Here is a 19,063-nt window from a genome sequence, read left to right on the forward strand (position 1 = left end):
GCTTAAATCATTTTCACCGCTGAAAAGCTCTTTTATCACAAGGTTCAACACATACCCTTTACAAACGCTTCCAAGGGACTTTCAGCAAACTCCCCCGGTCATAACAAAGGTCATCTTTTGCTAAACAAACACATATTTCTACAGGCAATTAATATCTCTCGCACGAGCATGATATCTGATTTCTATGGCACTCACTATGCAAGTACAACATTTACTACGCAAATTATATAGTAAGAATGGATTTTTCTCCGCCATGTATGATATATACGGTACCACTAAGTATACGACATATATTTACAGCATTCCACAATGCTGAACAACCTCATACCAAAAGAACAGAAATGAACAAGCGAAAGCCGATCCTGTCTCCTTAAATTCGCCATCGTTATTCACCATATCATTTTTCATCCATGATTGTTAAAACCATCGGCAGCGCCGTACAAGGCGTAGAAGCCATTTCCATTGTCATTGAAGTGGACGTATCTCCCAAAGGCACCCAGTTCCACATCGTCGGTCTGCCTGATAGTGCCGTCAAAGAAAGCGAACAGCGTATCGAATCTGCCATTACCAACATCGGCTTCCGTTTTCCACGCTTCCGGACCGTCGTCAACATGGCCCCTGCCAATATCCGTAAAGCAGGTTCCGCCTATGATCTTCCTATTGCCCTGGGATTACTCGCCGCCTCAGAACAGATAGATAGCACCGCATTAACACAATTCACCATCATGGGCGAACTATCGCTCGATGGTACTGTACAACCCATACGCGGAGCTTTGCCTATTGCTATACAGGCCCGTAAAGAAGGTTTTAAAGGACTGATCATACCGGCGTCCAATGCCAGAGAAGCCGCTATGGTCAATAACCTCGAAGTATACGGTGTCACACACCTCCGTGAAGTGATCGACTTCTTACTGGCACCGTCCACCCTGCAGCCTGTTTGTGTAGATACCCGGACTGAATTCGCCAATGCACATCATCAGTTTGATGTCGATTTCAATGATGTGAAAGGACAATATACGATCAAACGTGCACTGGAAGTAGCAGCAGCCGGTGGACACAATGCATTACTTATCGGACCTCCCGGTGCAGGAAAAACAATGCTGGCCAGACGGCTCTCAACCATCCTCCCTCCACTCAGTCTGCATGAAGCACTTGAAACCACAAAAATCCATTCCGTTGCAGGAAAATTACCAGCCGACACTTCGCTTGTTACGCAAAGACCTTTCCGCGCACCACATCATACCATCAGTCATACTGCGCTGATCGGTGGCGGTAGCATTCCTCAGCCGGGAGAGATATCTCTGGCACATAACGGGATTTTATTTCTGGATGAACTACCAGAGTTCAGCAGGCAGGCACTGGAAGTCATGCGCCAACCACTGGAAGAAAGAAGGGTATCTATCGCCCGGGCGAAACTATCTGTGGAGTTCCCTGCCAGCTTTACTCTGCTGGCATCTATGAATCCATGTCCCTGTGGATTCTTTAATCACCCCGTGAAGGCGTGTACCTGTCTGCCGGGATCTGTACAACGGTATCTGAACAGGGTATCCGGTCCTTTAATGGACAGGATAGATCTGCACATAGAAGTCACCCCCGTTCCGGTTGAATCCCTGCTGGATCATACCTATGGAGAGTCCAGCAAGGATATCAGGGAACGCGTAATAATGGCAAGAGAAATACAGACAGCCCGGTTCAACGGCTACAAGGGAATTTATTGCAATGCGCAGATGAATAGTCATCTGTTGAGAAAAGTCTGCCGCTTAAACAGCGAAGGAGAAGAACTGCTGAAAAATGCAATGCAGAAACTCAAGTTGTCAGCACGGGCATATGATCGCATTCTTAAAGTCAGCCGTACAGCAGCTGACCTGGAAGGCAGCGAACATATTAAGACAGAACACCTGGCTGAGGCCATCCATTGCAGGAGCCTTGACAGACAAGATTGGTGGGATAAATAGCGGGGCTAGGCCACCAGTTCCGCACCTTTATACTCTTCAGACAACTTCTTCTGCAGATCCGCTGGCACAGGTGCATATTCTGCAAAGACAGCTTTGATCTTCGCCTTACCCTGTGTCACATTGCGCAAAGCAGCATATAGTTTATCCAGCTCTGCCTGTGGCGTACGTGCCTTGATCACCTGATAACCATTCTGGGAATCCATACCGGTAATGATACTTCTGCGGCTTTGTAATTCACTCATTACATCGCCGGCCATAGTATCATCAGCCGTAATATCAATATCAAACACCGGTTCCAGCAACTGCGGTGCTGCCTGATGGAAAGCATCGCGAAAAGCCATCATACCGGCAATTTTGAAAGAAATATCATTGCTATCCACAGGGTGCATTTTACCATCATATACACTTACCCGGATATCACGTACATAGGAACCTGTCAGCGGACCTTCCTGCATTTTTTCCATTACACCTTTCAGAATGGAAGGCAGGAAACGGGCTTCTATTGCGCCTCCCACAATACAATTATTGAATACCAGTTTACCACCCCAGTTAAGAGCAATTTCCTCCGTCTCTCTTACCGGGTGTTCCTTATAGGGAGGCATACCATCATAGTAAGGCTCGATAGTGATAAACACCTCTCCAAACTGACCAGCGCCGCCAGATTGTTTCTTATGACGATAGGTAGCCGCGGCATGCTTACGGATGGTTTCCCGGTAAGGAATCTTCGCCGGCAGGAACTCAACATGCATCTTGTAGATATTCTGCAGCCGCCATTTGGTCAATGCAAGATGCAGATCACCCTGCCCATGCAGGATCACCTGTTTTAATTCACGGTTGTATTCTATTTCCAATGTAGGATCTTCCATATGCAGTTCGGCCAATACTTCACTCAGTTTCTCGTCATCCCCCTTATTGGTCGCCTCAATGGCTACCCTGACTTTAGGTGTTGGGAATTCGATCGGTTTTACCTGTTTACCAGACTGCTTATCTGCTAACAGTGTATGGTTGGTGAGTGTATTCTTCAATTTCAGTGTACAGCCGATATCTCCGGCACGTAATATATCTGCCGGATGCCGGTTACGGCCATCTGTAATAAACAGCTGATTGAGGCGTTCAACAGTATTGCCCTTTTCGCTGTGTAATTCGACACCTGCCTTTATTTCGCCTGCCAGTACCTTAAAAAACGAAAGGCGCCCTATATGGGGCTCCTGAAGGGTTTTAAACACAAACAATACCGGAGATGCTGAAGGGTCACATGGAATCGGGCTGCCATCTTCCGCCTGCTCTGCAGGCATGTCTACGGAAGCCGGAGCGACATTATCGATGAAACCCATCAGACGTCCGCTGCCCATATTATGTAAGGCGGACAGACAAAATACCGGGAACACATGATGTTTCAGCATGCCTATCTTCAATCCCTGCCGCATTTCATCTTCATCCAGACTGCCTTTATCAAAATACTGCTCCATCAGTGTATCATCATTTTCTGCTGCTTTCTCTACCAGCTCATTATGTAAACGCTCCGCCTGTTCTTTCTCACTGTCAGGTATAGGCAGTTTTTCCGGCTTACCACCGTTTTCCGGGAACCGGTACATTGTCATTTTTAAAAGGTCGATTACACTGTTAAATCCCGGACCCTGATTCACAGGATACTGCATAACCGTTACCGCTGATCCGAATACTCTGCCGGCTTCCTCTACTGTACGGGAAAAATTAGCCTGCTCTGTATCCAGCTGATTGACGGCCAGAATAGTAGGTTTCTGGTATTTATCCACATAATCCCAGATCTGTTCAGTACCCACTTCCACTCCATGTTGTGCATTCAGGAGCAGTAAAGCCGTATCACAGACCCTGATAGAAGAAATGATCTCTCCGATAAAATCTTCCAGTCCGGGAGTGTCGATAATATTGATCTTATAATCACGCCATTCCGTGTGAAGGCAGGTGGCATAGACAGAACTTCCCCTTTCATGCTCTACATCATGATAGTCGGAAACAGTGTTTCCTTCTTCTACTGTACCGCGTCGGGGAATAATACCAGCTTCAAACAGCATGGTTTCACAAAGGGTCGTCTTTCCGCTCTTGGCGGCGCCCAATAACACAATGTTCCTGATGTGCTTTTCATCATAGGTCTTCATAAACGTAAGAATTAAGTATTGTCAGCCGGAGCGGGCTGATCGTAAGCAATAAGATAAGTAGACGTGGGAATGCCGTTTTGGTGATTTTAGCCGTAGCTGGATAAGCTATAACCGATTCTGAGTATTAAGTTACTCTATTTTTTCCTATCAGCACCGCTCAAATGTGTTGCAACATCAATATTAATGTACCTTTGCACTCATAGATTGTCTTTAGTATCATGAAACTGTTCTTATATTATTTAAAAAGTTACAAATGGTTGATAGCACTGGCTTTGTTATTAGCAACCATTAACCAGGTATTCTCCCTGCTGGATCCGTATATTTTTGGCCGGATCGTGGACCTTTTTGCGAACCATCCGCATACCAATGCAGGTGGGGAAGCACGTACGCAGTCCGACTATGTAGCAGGCGTTATTTTATGGCTCCTTGCTTCCGTAGGAGTAGCCATGGTGTCCCGTATTGCCAAGGCATTTCAGGACTATTTTACAAACGTTATTATCCAGAAGTTTGGCGCCCGGATTTATACCGACGGATTACGTCACTCTTTAAGACTACCCTATCAGCAGTTTGAGGATCAGCGTAGCGGTGAAACACTGGCTGTTTTACAGAAAGTACGTACAGACAGCGAGAAGTTCATTACTTCCTTTGTAAACGTATTATTCGTAGCACTGATCGGTGTTATCTTCGTGATGATCTATGCGTTCAGCGTTCACTGGAGCCTTGTATTTGTCTATTTTGGTGGTAGTCTGATACTCGGTTGGCTGATCAATGTACTGAGCAGGAAGATCAAAACCATTCAGAAAACAATTGTGAAGGAAACGACGATGCTGGCTGGAGCCACTACAGAGTCCCTCCGCAATATCGAACTGGTAAAAAGTCTTGGTCTGACACATCAGGAGATCCGCAGACTGAACTCCACAACCATCCGTATTCTGATGCTGGAACTGAAAAAGGTGCGCAGCATCCGTAGTATCAGTTTCGTACAGGGTACCTTCGTCAATTTCCTGCGTCAAAGCATCCTGTTCCTTCTGCTGTTCCTGATCTACAAGGATACGGTTACTGTAGGACAGATGTTCACCCTGCAATTGTACTCCTTCTTCATTTTCGGTCCTTTACAGGAGTTAGGTAATATTATCATGTCTTACAGAGAAGCGCAGGTTTCACTGCTGAACTTTGAAAGTATTATGCAGACGCCTGTGGAAGATACACCGCCGGATCCGGTGAAGATCAATCGTATCGATACCCTGACCTTTAATCACGTAGGATTCAAACACCTGACCGCCGAAAATAAAGCACTGGATGATATCACCTTCAGCGTGAACGTCGGTGAAACAATCGCATTTGTCGGTCCGTCCGGTTCCGGTAAAACAACACTGGTAAAACTGCTGGTAGGATTGTACACACCACAGGAAGGCGCTATCGGTTATAATGGCGTGGATAGCAGAGAAATAGACATCGAAGAACTGCGTTACCAGATCGGTTTTGTTACACAGGATACACAGTTATTCTCCGGTACGATCAAAGAGAACCTGCTGTTTGTCAATCCGGGCGCTACTGACGAAGAATTACTCAAAGTCATGAAAGATGCCAGCTGTACAACCCTGCTGGAAAGGGCTGACAACGGTCTTAATTCTGTGATTGGTGAAGGTGGTATGAAGATCTCCGGGGGTGAGAAACAACGTCTGTCCATCGCACGTGCACTGTTACGTCATCCGCGACTACTGGTATTTGACGAAGCAACATCTGCTCTGGATTCCCTGACAGAAGAATCTATCACCAATACTGTCCGTGATATCACTTCCACCCGTGAGCATATCACTGTTATGATTGCACACAGGTTATCCACTATTATGCACGCTGACAGGATCTACGTACTGGAAAAAGGCCGTATCGTAGAAACGGGTACGCATAGCGCACTTGTGGAAGAAAAAGGCCTGTATTATGCGATGTGGAGACAACAGATTGGAGAGAGATAGTTATCTTTGCGCCCATGAGCAATAAGCGACCTAGTTATCTCCTGAGCATGCTTACTATGAAATGCCCGCACTGCCGCCGGGGAGACATGTTTAAGACGAAAAATGCATATACTAACCTGCGAAAGACGTTTGATATGCATGAACATTGTCCTGTCTGTGGACAAAAATATGAACTGGAAACAGGCTTCTGGTTTGGTACAGGGTATGTGAGTTATGCTTTGGCTGTAGCATTTTCAGTAGCTACACTGATTGCTTACTGGGTATTCTTCGGCCTGTCATGGAATGACAATAGTGTATTTATCTGGCTGGGTGTCAATGGCGTACTATTAGTCTTATTGCAACCCTGGCTGATGCGTATCAGCAGAGTCATCTATCTCTACTTCTTCGTTTACTATGATGAGAGCACGGCAGAACTGCCGGACAAATAAAATAAAGGCTGTCTGCCATTGCGGCGACAGCCTTTATTGTTAACACTCCTTCCGTTTGCACGACTTTTGTTATATCTCTGACAAAAGACAGCTCATGCAAACCAATCACATACTGTATATCTGTGGCATCGTATTACTTTCCTCCTGTGCTACCGCTACACAGGAGACGGAGACTCAAGCTGATACATCGACTGTAGCAGCCGCTCAGACAGACACAATGGCAAAGCCACAATCTGTGGACACCTCCCATAGTGCCCCCCGTTCTGAAGTACTGAAACCTCAATCAGGCCCCTACCCTCCTGAATGTTATAAAGCGATTACCGACATCATTCAAAGCTCAGATTTCAAATCAGATCTGACGAAGAAGGAAAATATCAGAGTGCGGGTAGATCGTCAGGAAAACAGCAAATTATTTCTGCAGCTGTTTGGCAATGAAAAAGATCATGAATCGACAATTGCATGGCTGCGACTGGATAAGGCCAACGAAAAACTGGAAGATATTACCGTAGATCCGGATAAACCTGTAGAACTGCATTACGATCGTGCATTGATCAGTGCACTGAGGCAGAGTTGCCCGTGAGTATGTGTATATTACTATAGCAAAAGGCATCCGCCCGCTGGCGGATGCCTTTCTTTTTTTACCCTAAAGTTTCATTTTCATCTATCGGTCAAATCCCTTCTCTTATTCGCTTTGACTATACTTAACTTACGTTAATGCTACGTTTAGAACGTAGCATTAACGTAAGTTAAGTATAGTCAAAGCCTTTATTTAAAATCAATTGGTATCACTACTTTCACGCTGAAATTCCTTCCCATATTATACACGCCACTTCTCCCGGTCACTTCATTTACAGCGGCATATTTCAGACGGCTGAGGTGATTCTGGTAAGCTACATCTGTGAGGTTATTAGCAGCCAGATGCAGAGAGAATAACACTTTATTACTCTTCTTATTAATGAAGTCAGTACCTATACCAGCATTTAATAAAGTATAACCCGATGTAGCTGTTTCTGTCTGATAAGCGTAGAAAATATCATTCTGCGCAAATGTTTTATCGAGTTGTACACCTACGTATGCATTCTGCATTACACCACCTACTTTTTGAAATTACCTTTCAGTTCAGAGATCCAGCGGGCAGCAGGAATATTAGGCAGATATTTCGTAGAGTCAGTACCACCTGAAATAGCAGTACGTACATAAGAAACCGTGTTCTCGAAATGCAGCCAGTCAATCGGATGTGGGTGGATATCCAACATAAATTCACCACCATAGAGATTAGCAGTATGTTGCTGGTATTTGAAAGCGGAATAACCATCTTCATTGTCAGCCACCGGAATAGAATCCGTACCAGCAACGTTCACCAGTTTACGGGCAAAAATGAAATTGTTGATATGATTGTAGAATACGCTTGCTGTCAGTGATATGTGTTGTGAATTGAATTCAACACCAAGATCACCTTGTGTACTTACTTCCGGTTTCAGATCGCTGTTACCATATTCATATTTGATGGTTCCTTCATGTACACCATTTGCAGCCAGTTCTGATACATTGGGAGCACGGAAACCGCGGGCAGCATTTAGTTTCAGCGTTACCTGCTCACTTGCAGCATAGCTGATACCGGCGCTTCCGGAAACATTGGAGAAGTTACGGTCGAAAGAAGAGAACTTTGTTTCACCACCATTATCAACAGGTACACCTTCATCATTCAATTGCAAACCTTTGATGTTCATATGACGGTTGTCAAAACGGAGACCGCCACTCAGGGTCAGTTTATCGAATGTCTTGCTGGTTACTGCGAATACGCCTGCGTCAAACAGGTCATAAGCAGGAATCAGGTATTCTTCTCCACCGATGTTATTTTTCTGTTGCATACCATTTACACCGATGGTTGTCTGCCAGCCATTCATTTCCGGTAAATAGTATTTCAGACCGTAGTTAAAAGTGTTCAATTTCAGGAACAGTTCCGGTTCATCTGGTTCAAGCACATTACCCAGCTCTTTACGACGGTTCCACTGATAACCCAGTGTCAGGCCCAGACGGCCGCCATTGTGCAGATAGAGATTATTATCCCACACCAGTTTGTTATGGGTAATTTTCTGTTTAGGAACACCGATGCTGTAAGACTTGAAGTCATCATTTGTAGCTACCGCTTCATCTTCCTGCCCATTGTTATTGATTGGTTTGATGAACTGACCATTCTCATTACGGTCGCCTTCTACCAGTCCCAACTCCTGATTGAAGGAAGTGAAACGCAGGATAGAGGAACCCCATTGTTTATTCAGACCGAGGCTTCCTCCGTAGTTAGTATTCTTGAATTTGGAGTTGAATACATAGCCATCGTATTTATTCTTGTAGTCATGTGCAAACTTCTGTGTACCGAAGGCGCTCCAGCTGAAACCACCTTTAGAGGTACCCGCGATGTCTGCGTGATAGGAAATCTGACCGTTGTTGCTCAGATAATTCGCAGCTACATTCCCTTTTACATGTCCGGCGGCTACGGCACCCGGAGGTACAATATTTACCACACCCGCCAATGCATCAGAACCATATACCAGAGACGAAGGTCCTTTCAGGACTTCTACTTTGCTGACATTGTAATCATCTATTTCAATACCATGTTCATCACCCCATTGTTGTCCTTCCTGACGTACACCATCACCTACAACTACTACGCGGTTATACCCCAGACCACGGATGAATGGTTTGGAGATCGCAGGTCCGGTAGTCAGCTGACTTACACCCGGCAGTTTAGCGATTGCATCTACGATATTAGTGGAGATATTGGCGTCGAGGTATTCTTTTCTGACAACACTTACGGGAGTTGGTGTCTTTTTCAGGGTAGTGGCCAGGTTAACACCTGTGATCACTACTTCGTTTTTCTCCAGCAGTGTTTCAGATAATGAGAAGTCTTTGTGTGTGCTGCCGTCAATCTGAATTACTTCAGTAAAAGCGGCGTAGCCGATATAGTGTACCTCCACAAGGTATTTACCTTTTGGCAGGTTTTTGAGTTCGTATTGTCCCTGTGTATTGGCAGAAGCACCGATGTGCAAATCGGGCAGATAAACAGTTGCCCCCGGTAAGGGGCTGTTAGAAGCTTTATCGGTCACTGTTCCGCTGAGGGAATTATTGGCATCGCCACTGATATATAAATTAGCAAAGCCGGATGAATAGCTAAGTAAGCCGATAATGACAGCTGTATAGAGAACACGTAAATAGTGCATAGAAAGATTTGTTTATAGAGGAATACCTGCACGGCAACCTGGCAGTCACAGTAACAGACATAATACGGGCTATTAGGCCCTTCAAAAGCGTTCAAAGAAATAAACTAAACAAAACTTATTGCGGGAGGTGCACGGGGAGATAATGTCCTGTAGGGGATGTGTTGAATAACCGGAATCACCGGTGCGGGGAAATGCCAGGTTACTTCTTTTACCAACACATAGTAGAACATGCTGGTAGGCTCGTATGGTTCTGGCTCTATCTGCAGAAATCCACAGTGTACGTGTTTTACAGATAGTGTGGTACCATGTTTTACGATGCCCGGGGCGTCATCATCTGTATCGTGGTGCTCGAAGAACTGGTGAATAAAGGCCCTCGGGGTGGTATTAAATGAAAATACCCCCAACAGCATGATGGCCAATATCCTGTATAGAACTTTTTGCTTCAGATCATGAGTTTGACGGTAACAAAGATAGTCAATAAATGCAACACCGTTGCTCAAATACGGGAAAACAACATTAATATCCATAAATGATCCAAATGGCTGACGGCTGGCGGGGGTATATGTAAAAAGAAAGTCCCATGGCAATGGCACCATGGGACTTTCACATATAGTGTAATTACTATTAATATTTCACCTTCAGCATAGATCTTACGTTCTGATATACACCGTTTTGTATACGTGCGTAGAAGATACCTGCTGCCAGTTTACAGCTATCAAAAGTGATGCTGTATTCACCGGCTGCCTGCACTTTATTGACTGGAGTGGATACCAGTCGGCCCATTGTATCAAAGATTTGTACGATTGTTTGTCCGCCTCTTGTTTTATACTTCAGGGTCGTCGTGGTGACGAACGGATTCGGATAGTTGGTAATCAGGTTATTACTACCGTTATTCACATCGTCGATTGTGGTCAGTGTACCGCAGGCGATACCACTTACAATCGGCAGACGCTGATAATCTTTGAACAGGACGGTTTGCAGGGTCATATTATCCACACAGAACCATTGTTCCAGCAGGGAAGCATATACAGAACGAAAATCGTACTGCATAGGCATGTTATCACTTACGTTTGTCTGTGTCGGGATATCGGGAGACGATCCCAACACACCTTGCAGTACATAGTCACCGAATATGATCATTGGTGCAGCGGCACCGTGGTCGGTACCCATACTACCATTTGATTTGATACGGCGGCCAAACTCTGAGAAGGTCATACCTACCACACGACGGGAGGCTTTCAGCTTGGTCAGATCATCCATAAATGCTTTAATGGAATCGGACAGCTGCCCTAAGAGTCTTGCGTGTTCACCTTTACCGGTATCACCGGCCTGTACCTGATTAGCATGCGTATCGAAGAAGGCATGCGTCACCATGTATACACGGGTTTTCAAGCCACCTGCTACGAGCCGGGCTACTATTTTGAGCTGTTCTGCCAGTCTGTTGTCAGGATAAGGGCTCTGGGAAGTTACGTTCGCAGCGGCCTTTTTGATAGAATCAGCGAATCTGTTGGATTGTTTGGCGATCAGACGTACATATTCCAGTTCCACACCCGCATGAGTATTCGGAACAGGGTCCATGATATCTTCGATCAGGTTGTAGAAGTCGGTAGAACTGGAGATGGCTACTGCCATGTTAGCATCGCTACCCTGGAATACCGGAGAGGTCAGGGAACCGATCTGGATGGCGAGCGGATCTGAACCTTCATAAGAGTCCGGGAAGCCTGGATATTGTGTTTCCAGATAACGGCCCGCCCATCCTGTTTCAATAATCTGGTTCTGATCGGAACCACTCAGCCAGATATCCATTGCGCGGAAGTGGGAGTAGTCAGGAGAAGGATAACCAACGCTCTGTACCACACACACTTTACCATTCTCATACAGTTCCTGCAGACCGGTCATTGCAGGGTGAAAACCGGTTTTTATATTATTTGCCAGTGGCAATACTTCACCTTCTTTGATAGCGATGTTGGTACGTGCTGCCTGATAATCTGCATAAACATCCAGCGGCACGATCATATTCAGACCATCATTACCACCGATCATCTGGATCATCACCAGCACGTGGTCATTATCTTCAGCAGATTTCTGCAAAGCGTTCAGCAGCGAAGAGCCGGCAAAGGCCTTTACGGCAAAGCCATTTATAAAGGTCGGCAGGATCGTTGCCGAAGCGGTATTTTTAAGAAAGTCTCTGCGTTTCATAGTTTATAGGTCTTTCTAAGATCAGGCTAATTGATATTCAGACATATTCATCAGGTACTTGTACAGTGTTTGCAGGCGGTTTTCCACAATACTGCGGTTGGCCGGTGTAGGACTGGATATCCATGCGTTCCATGCATCTGTCCAATAGTAGTCACTGTCAGGGCTCTGGCCGCTGAGCAGGATGATATTCTTCAGTTTTGCCTTTGATGTGTCAGATAATTCGATACGGTATAAGAGGTCCAGTGCGTCCTGGATCAAAGTAACAGGGTTGGAAGGATCGGAGAGCTTTTCAGTGAACGCGAGCGGATCGATCTTCACAGAACCAAAGCCGCCGGTGCTGATCATAGAATCACTCATCAGGTTACGCTTAGGCAATGTATCTGTGTTGATCCAGATCTCGTGATACTGAGGTGCCTGATGATAAGCTTCCCAGCCGGCCACCTGTGGAGGATCTCCCAGATCCTGCAGCATGTTTGCGCAGTGGTTACGGATGGTATCCAGTGATTCATGTGCAGCCATGTATTCGGTTGGGAATTCGATACCGAATTCACGTACCATACCTACTGCAAATTCCACCGGACTTTTGATCAATGCTGACATATTCAGCGGATCGAAGAAGTGCTCACTTTTAAACAGGGCTTTCAGCGCTGGTTTCAGTTCGAAGTTATTATCACGCAGGATCTGTGCCATTGGCGTGATCACATTCTGCTCTACAGCATCATCAATCAGGTAGTATACGAAGAAACGGTACAGTTTACGGCTGATGAATTTGGATACTTCCTGCTGATCAAAAATGATATCCAGCAGGTCATCCAGTTCGGTAGCACCAGCTGCGCCCGTCTTACCTGTGATCTTACGGTTATTATAGAAACTTGAAAACTCTTTATTGGTGATAACGTGCTGGGTTGTCTCGAAATAAGACTCCATGGTAACCGGATTGATCCGGTACCCTGTCAGCACCTGTGCTGTTGCGCGTACGTCCTCTTCTGTGTAAGCGGAATCTGGTCCTTTACCTACGGTGAACAGCTCATGCAATTCACGACCATAGTTTTCGTCAGGACTTTCTTTACCGTTCAGATAACCATTGAGGTATCTGAGCATTGCCGGATCGAGAGTAACGGCTTTCGTCAGCGCTTTAAAGTTGCCGGTGGCGTTTGCCCGCAGCATCGTGTTATACTTATAGATATAACGGGAGTCATTCACCATATCCATTTCAGTTACGAAGTGGTTATGCCAGAAGAGCACCATTTTCTCTTGTATACTGCGTGACTGATCGATCATCACTTTCAGCCACCAGGCTTTATAAGATGACCAACGCATTCTGTCGAGGTCTCCTTCTTCCGGAGGCGGAGCAGAATTCACCCAGGTAGCACCAGGTGCGATGCCGGTTGCATCTTCACCATATGTATTGAGTGGTTGTGTAGTTACAGTGTTTACTGTGTCAATGAGGGCATCTACTGCTGCGTCCATGCCGAGCCCTTTGGCCCAGGTAACATCTTCAGGCGTGGAACCGAACATCGCGCGTTTCAGCAGGTGTACTGCCTGTGCAGTACCAAATTCTCCCGTGTATGCTGTAAGACCAGATTCAGTACGAAAGCCGGTTTTCTCCGCTTTGGCTGCTGCTTGCTGGCGATTTGCAGGAAGCGTAAGGAATTGTCTGCGATCCATAGATATTATGATATGGTTGTGTTGTGTGTATTCTTCTTATAGGGATACTAAAGTAAAGTAGGCTATTTCCACAGGTCCCATTTGCGGATCCAAATTAATAAAAACTTTAATTCAAGCCGATTATTTTATTTATAATGCAGTACTCAAAAAAGAAAAGGGTTGACTACCATTTGATTAGCCAACCCTTACCTAAATATTATATTTTCTTACAGTCTTTCTATTACACCGGCAATTCCTTGTCCGCCGCCCACACAAGCTGTCACAATCCCATATTTCTTGTTCAGGCGTTTCAGATCACTGAGTATCTGCACGGTCAGTTTAGCACCTGTACAACCCAGCGGATGCCCCAATGCGATCGCACCACCATTGATATTCACCAGCTCAGGATCGATGCCCAGTTCGCGGATAACTGCCACTGACTGAGAAGCAAATGCTTCATTCAGTTCCACCAGATCAATATCATTCAATGTTTTACCAATCTGCTGCAATGCTTTAGGCACGGCGGCTACTGGTCCGATACCCATGATACGCGGATGTACACCAGCAGAAGCACAGGCTACCAATCTACCAATAGGTTGCAGCCCCAGTTCCTTCACCATCGTTTCACTCATCACTACTACAAATGCAGCACCGTCGGATGTCTGAGATGAATTACCTGCAGTCACGCTACCACCGGCAGCAAATACAGGTTTCAGTTTCGCCAGCGCTTCGGGTGAAGTATCTGCACGCGGTCCTTCATCTGTATCAACGGTGTAAGTCCGGTTCTGCTTACGACCTTTTTCATCCACATACACCTCATTAACACTGATAGGCAAAATACCTTCCTTAAAATATCCGTTTTCGATCGCTTTTAATGCTTTCTGATGCGAGTTGTAGGCAAAGGTATCCTGATCCTCACGGGATACGTTATACTCACGTGCAACTGCTTCGGCCGTTAATCCCATACCCAGATAATACTCCGGCGTTGTAGCAGCTACCGTATAATTCGGCACAGTTTTCCAACCGGCAACTGGGACAAGACTCATACTCTCCGTACCTCCTGCAATGATACAATGCGCCATACCTGACTGGATCTTGGCTGTCGCAATGGCGATTGTTTCCAGTCCGGAAGCACAATAACGGTTCACCGTCATGCCGGGTACTTCTATCCCTAGCGCACGTACAGAGATCATGCGACCGATCTGCAGGCCCTGTTCTGCTTCAGGAACAGCGTTACCCACAATCAGATCATCCACTCTTTTAGGGTCGAGCTGTGGTACACTTGCTAATAAGCCGGTAATTACATCCACGGCCAGGTCATCAGGCCGGTAAAAGCGAAAGCCGCCCCGCTTGGACTTGCCCACAGCGGTTCTGAATCCGGCTACGATATATGCTGTTTCCATTTCCTTAACTCCTTTTCCGGGTGTAACACCCGATTTTTTTCTTTTAAGTTAAAGAAGTTTTGTGAAATAGAAAACAAGGTGTTAGATTTGCAGCCCGATTCGTCGGGAAATGGAAAGACTCCTTAGCTCAGCTGGTTAGAGCTACTGACTCTTAATCAGTAGGTCCAGGGTTCGAGTCCCTGAGGGGTCACAGGGAAATTAAACGCTTCAAGTTCTAGGACTTGAAGCGTTTTTGTTTTTAACTGATTGTGTAATACATTTATTATCAAGCATTAGTAGGTTCGAGTCCCCCTAGGTTGATCCTAATGAGGAGCAATGGAATTTGGATTTAAGTGCAAATTTTGGACGATCCTAACAAGATGATTCAATCTCTCACTCTTCTTGTTACACGTTTTGGCCGTTTTGATTTTAGTGTTAATTATTCATTCAGTGTATTTCAGAGCAATCACTGACAAGAATATTTAAAAATCGCACAAACCAGCACTGTAAAGCAATTAAGGAAAAAATCCCCTACTTTTTTCAAAACGTTTTCACCCATAAGCAACATTTTGTACTCTTTGAAAATAGAGATGCCTTTTATGCTATTAACTTTAGAGAATATATTTTTTATCTCCCCTTTCTCACAAAGGTTAGTGCCATAAATCAAGCTAAATGACATTAAATAATAATGACCTAGAAGTGTTGTGTCCTTGTAGCTGTATTCTCCTTGGTAACTAAAAAAAGTATTTAACTTTTCAACATTCATATTAGTCACGATTATTAACATTATGATTGCGATACCTCAATTAAAAAATAAATTCTTTTGTATTGTAGACAGACATTCTCCAGAATTAACCGCAATGGTTTCTTCTTACCTAATTGAAGAGAATTACTATCTGCCTATTTTTGAAATCCAAGCAGTAACCGCACCACGTACTCATCCTATTGCAAATCCTCCCGATGAGCATACCTTTTCCCAAGAACGGGCGGAGGAGGTTGCTACATCTATACGCAATGCAATTGTTAAGCTAAATGGTGCTGAAAACATCATCGTTGTTGGTCTTAGTGAAGACCAAAAAACCTATTTACAACTGCCAGACGGCTTTAATATAATTACTATAGATTGTCCAGAAGACATTAATATTTTTTTATCTCCTTTTTTCGAAGAACAAAGGCCTATTTTATCCTGCCAACCTGACGAAATATTAAAAGGATTGCAACAAGCTGTTTTGACAAAACATTGGTTAAAGATTGATCTCCAAGCCGCACCATTAACTTTTACTAACAATGCAAATGGCAGTTGTGTTGTGATCGAAGATGACCAATCTGCCATGGCTGTAGCAGCGGTAAATTATGCATTGTCAGTTCAAGCAGAAGTAATTGTGGTTTCGCCACTGATCGATGGTGAGGAAAGGGATATTTTGTACTATTTTTCTGATTGGAAATTACATGGTGATCTTTCTGCGTATGACAGAATTCTGAACGCTATTAATACTAGAATTGGAGCATTCAGTTTCTCAGGCTACGACTATGTTACATTTTTTACAGCTGGCATTCCTTATTCATTGACGGTGGGGGCTATTACCTGCTGTACCTATGTACATATGCATTGTTGGCCGGATCATTTTACCTTTAACAACATATTATATGCAACGCAAAGCGGTACAGGCGCTGGCCTGGTTTTCTCGCCACTGGATTTCAATTCCCCTGTATTACCCTCTGCTAATAGAGAAATAGAAAATGTATCTAAGGAACTCTCCCAGATAAATATTCATATTCACCAGCTTGTTGGCAAGCAAGCTACTATGTATAATCTTTCACACCATTTACAACATTATCCATATGATCTGCTTCATATTTGCAGCCATGGGGGGAAATACCGGGTAAGAGAATTCGCTCGGAATTCATAGATGGTAGCGGAATTGTCCATTCTATAGAGTATGATCATGTTCTATCTTTTGCGGCTACGCCTTACAAAAATGAAAATAATGGTGAACCGCTCATCGAAGTGCATTATATGGTTTTTCCCAGATCATACAACGGCTTCAAGGTAGGTAGTGATGAGTTAAAAGCACAGCATTATTCTCCCGAATTTTTTGTGGAATGCCAAAACGCAGTCATTCATAGAACAACAGTTGCCGATGTCTTAGTTGGAGAAGTTAGCCAAGTTACAGACTCACGAGCAGTGATGTGTAGTGACTATCCCTTTTACGGAATGATCAATTACATAGCAGGTGGAATGAAACCACTAATTTTTAATAATACTTGTTGGTCATGGGGGCCAATAGCAACATCATTCCTGCAAAAAGGAGCGAAAGGGTATATTGGAACCCTGTGGGGAGTGAAGGATGATTCAGCGGCATCCACTGCGGTAGCCTTTTATGAGAATATGAAAACCATCCCAATCGCTGAGGCGATCCATATGGCTGCCCATCAGCATCAACCGGCGGAAGATAAAGACATCTATGTTTTTTATGGGTTCCCTTTTACTGCATTGCATTCAATTAATCAGGATATGGAATCGAAAAAGCTTGTTCTCCTACAATTGACCCGAAGACGAGAGTTTTTTTTAAGGAATAGAAGAACCACAACAGATACAAAAGTGCAGCAGCGGTTGGATTTCATAATAGCTTGGCACGATATCGCTATACAAGGGATACAAGGGTAACTGTTCTTATCTCAAAGCGTAATCCTCGAACTTTTGTTATATTATTTTAACTCATTGGGCGTTAAATCTTACCAAGCACAGTTAAATCATCAATAATCTGGTTCGAGTTTCCGATACCGGGATCACAGGAACATCAGACGCTTCAAGTTCAAAGACTTGGAGCGTTTTTGTTTAGTACTTTCTTATACGATATCATTATCAACGTTTATACAGATTCGATTCCTATTTGGTATAATTACTTATTGAAAGCAAATGAAGCCCAAAATAAATTCTCACCATTTCACATGCAATTATTTGGGACATCGCAACACAATTCCAGCAAAGAGATCAGTTTATAATTTAAGAATAATATATTTACAAGATCTTCAATTACAGCTAAGGCTTTGCTTTTACCAATAACTATATTAGATGGATGTGCCGCCGAATTTCTAATGCCAAGTTTTTCATCAAGTATTTTTCGTACATCATTAGATATAATTCTCGCAGATCTACATAATTCTATGAATTTCCCTTCGGGAATATCCCCAAAGTCGTCTTTATTAGAAATGATAGTGACTTTAACCCGTTTATCAGTAACCTTAGCTAATTCAGTATTGAAATCAGTAAGCTTGTTATTTAAAATGAATTCATAAATATGGTCGAGTGTCAATAACCATATCATAACTATAGCAGCTCTAAAAGCCTCAGCTTCGAAAGACTTAATAGCATCTATCAAAAATGACTTTTCGCTATCATTTGTCAATTTGGGTAGCAAGCTGCGCAGATTCTTGTTGGTTTCAAGAGCAATCCTGTCAAAATGAACATTTTTGCTTATCTCTTCCTTTCTGCCACGTTCTAAATGAAATAATTCCTTCATTTTGATAAATTTCTGCGGCCTGCTTTTTTGCTTCTTGGAATTAGTATTGAGATACTGAGAAATATTAGAATACTTAGTTATTTTAAGTTCTTCAAAGCATAGTTCAATATCTCTGGCCTTGACACCTGAAAGATTTCGGAATTCAATGAGATAATAAATAAAGTAATCACATTTTTCTGAGGTCTTTATATCTGTAAATCCATCAATTTTGGAAATAAATTCTTCTAAGCTCTCTATCATTTTTTATTGCTCCTTTTATTGTCCAATTTTTTTACAATCATGTTCGACGAAGTTCTCACCTAACGTAGTTACTTAAGATTACTGCTGTCGCTACTATTTAACCAGCCCTTATTTCGGGCCGTATCTCGAATACTTTGGAATAAGTCAGTAGGTACTTTTTGACTCGTTGTTTATAGCAAGTATAAATATGATTGACACCTATCTCGTCAATTTTCAGTACTCTTTCTAAATAGTAGAGAAAAAGGATATTTTTTTCAAAAAGATTTTGCTTCATAAATAGAATAAAAATCTCGAAGACTTTGACCATCTTTAGGATTGAGATCCAAGGTGCTTACTTGAGTATGACTAGTAGG

At 43.8% G+C, this 19,063-nt stretch carries 14 protein-coding genes and 1 tRNA gene; 7 read left to right on the plus strand and 8 right to left on the minus strand.

Annotation, left to right across the window (positions count from 1 at the left end):
• The first annotated feature begins 410 nt into the window (after nt 1-410).
• Nucleotides 411-1,955: a YifB family Mg chelatase-like AAA ATPase gene (locus tag FEF09_RS03430; RefSeq protein WP_146303763.1), complete on the plus strand. Its 1,545-nt coding sequence runs from the start codon at nt 411-413 to the stop codon at nt 1,953-1,955.
• Between the two features lie 5 nt (nt 1,956-1,960).
• Here the strand turns inward: FEF09_RS03430 and FEF09_RS03435 are convergent, their stop codons facing one another.
• The gene (locus FEF09_RS03435) at nt 1,961-4,093 is read right to left on the minus strand and encodes an elongation factor G (protein WP_146303765.1); all 2,133 of its coding nucleotides are present in this window, start codon (nt 4,091-4,093) and stop codon (nt 1,961-1,963) included.
• A 218-nt stretch (nt 4,094-4,311) separates the two neighbouring features.
• On the opposite strand from FEF09_RS03435, the gene FEF09_RS03440 reads away from it, so the two are divergent.
• The 3 genes from FEF09_RS03440 to FEF09_RS03450 all read left to right on the plus strand — a co-directional run bounded on the left by FEF09_RS03440 (nt 4,312) and on the right by FEF09_RS03450 (nt 7,077).
• The gene (locus tag FEF09_RS03440) at nt 4,312-6,069 is read left to right on the plus strand and encodes an ABC transporter ATP-binding protein (protein WP_146303767.1); all 1,758 of its coding nucleotides are present in this window, start codon (nt 4,312-4,314) and stop codon (nt 6,067-6,069) included.
• 134 nt (nt 6,070-6,203) lie between these two features.
• Nucleotides 6,204-6,497 carry a DUF983 domain-containing protein gene (locus tag FEF09_RS03445; RefSeq protein WP_261387312.1) on the plus strand — a complete coding sequence of 98 codons (294 nt, stop codon included), beginning with the start codon at nt 6,204-6,206 and terminating at the stop codon, nt 6,495-6,497.
• Between the two features lie 94 nt (nt 6,498-6,591).
• Entirely contained in the window at nt 6,592-7,077 is a 486-nt protein-coding gene (locus tag FEF09_RS03450; protein WP_146303771.1) for a hypothetical protein, read from the plus strand.
• 185 nt (nt 7,078-7,262) lie between these two features.
• Here the strand turns inward: FEF09_RS03450 and FEF09_RS31350 are convergent, their stop codons facing one another.
• The 6 genes from FEF09_RS31350 to FEF09_RS03475 all read right to left on the minus strand — a co-directional run bounded on the left by FEF09_RS31350 (nt 7,263) and on the right by FEF09_RS03475 (nt 14,967).
• Nucleotides 7,263-7,583, minus strand: coding sequence for a TonB-dependent receptor (locus tag FEF09_RS31350; RefSeq protein WP_222596911.1), 321 nt, complete (start codon nt 7,581-7,583; stop codon nt 7,263-7,265).
• An 8-nt stretch (nt 7,584-7,591) separates the two neighbouring features.
• A complete protein-coding gene (locus FEF09_RS03455; RefSeq protein ID WP_222596912.1) occupies nt 7,592-9,718 on the minus strand; it encodes a TonB-dependent receptor in 2,127 nt (708 codons plus the stop codon).
• A gap of 104 nt (nt 9,719-9,822) precedes the next feature.
• Nucleotides 9,823-10,128, minus strand: coding sequence for a hypothetical protein (locus FEF09_RS03460; protein WP_146303773.1), 306 nt, complete (start codon nt 10,126-10,128; stop codon nt 9,823-9,825).
• A gap of 214 nt (nt 10,129-10,342) precedes the next feature.
• Complete coding sequence (locus tag FEF09_RS03465; protein ID WP_146303775.1) at nt 10,343-11,917, minus strand: DUF1501 domain-containing protein; 1,575 nt, start codon at nt 11,915-11,917, stop codon at nt 10,343-10,345.
• Between the two features lie 21 nt (nt 11,918-11,938).
• Entirely contained in the window at nt 11,939-13,585 is a 1,647-nt protein-coding gene (locus FEF09_RS03470; protein WP_146303777.1) for a DUF1800 family protein, read from the minus strand.
• Between the two features lie 206 nt (nt 13,586-13,791).
• The gene (locus tag FEF09_RS03475; protein WP_146303779.1) at nt 13,792-14,967 is read right to left on the minus strand and encodes a thiolase family protein; all 1,176 of its coding nucleotides are present in this window, start codon (nt 14,965-14,967) and stop codon (nt 13,792-13,794) included.
• Between the two features lie 116 nt (nt 14,968-15,083).
• On the opposite strand from FEF09_RS03475, the gene FEF09_RS03480 reads away from it, so the two are divergent.
• From FEF09_RS03480 to FEF09_RS03490, 3 genes are all read left to right on the plus strand, one after another.
• Nucleotides 15,084-15,157, plus strand: a tRNA-Lys gene (locus FEF09_RS03480).
• A gap of 577 nt (nt 15,158-15,734) precedes the next feature.
• Nucleotides 15,735-16,856, plus strand: a complete 1,122-nt coding sequence (locus FEF09_RS03485; RefSeq protein WP_146303781.1) for a hypothetical protein — start codon at nt 15,735-15,737, stop codon at nt 16,854-16,856.
• The gene (locus FEF09_RS03490) at nt 16,805-17,614 is read left to right on the plus strand and encodes a CHAT domain-containing protein (protein ID WP_146303782.1); all 810 of its coding nucleotides are present in this window, start codon (nt 16,805-16,807) and stop codon (nt 17,612-17,614) included. The genes FEF09_RS03485 and FEF09_RS03490 overlap by 52 nt, the downstream gene beginning before the upstream one ends.
• Nucleotides 17,615-17,894: 280 nt before the next feature.
• Here the strand turns inward: FEF09_RS03490 and FEF09_RS31355 are convergent, their stop codons facing one another.
• Entirely contained in the window at nt 17,895-18,710 is an 816-nt protein-coding gene (locus FEF09_RS31355; RefSeq protein ID WP_222596913.1) for a hypothetical protein, read from the minus strand.
• Between the last annotated feature and the right edge of the window lie 353 nt (nt 18,711-19,063).

Origin of the sequence: Chitinophaga pinensis, assembly GCF_007896845.1 — a bacterium.
Lineage (GTDB): Bacteria > Bacteroidota > Bacteroidia > Chitinophagales > Chitinophagaceae > Chitinophaga > Chitinophaga pinensis_C.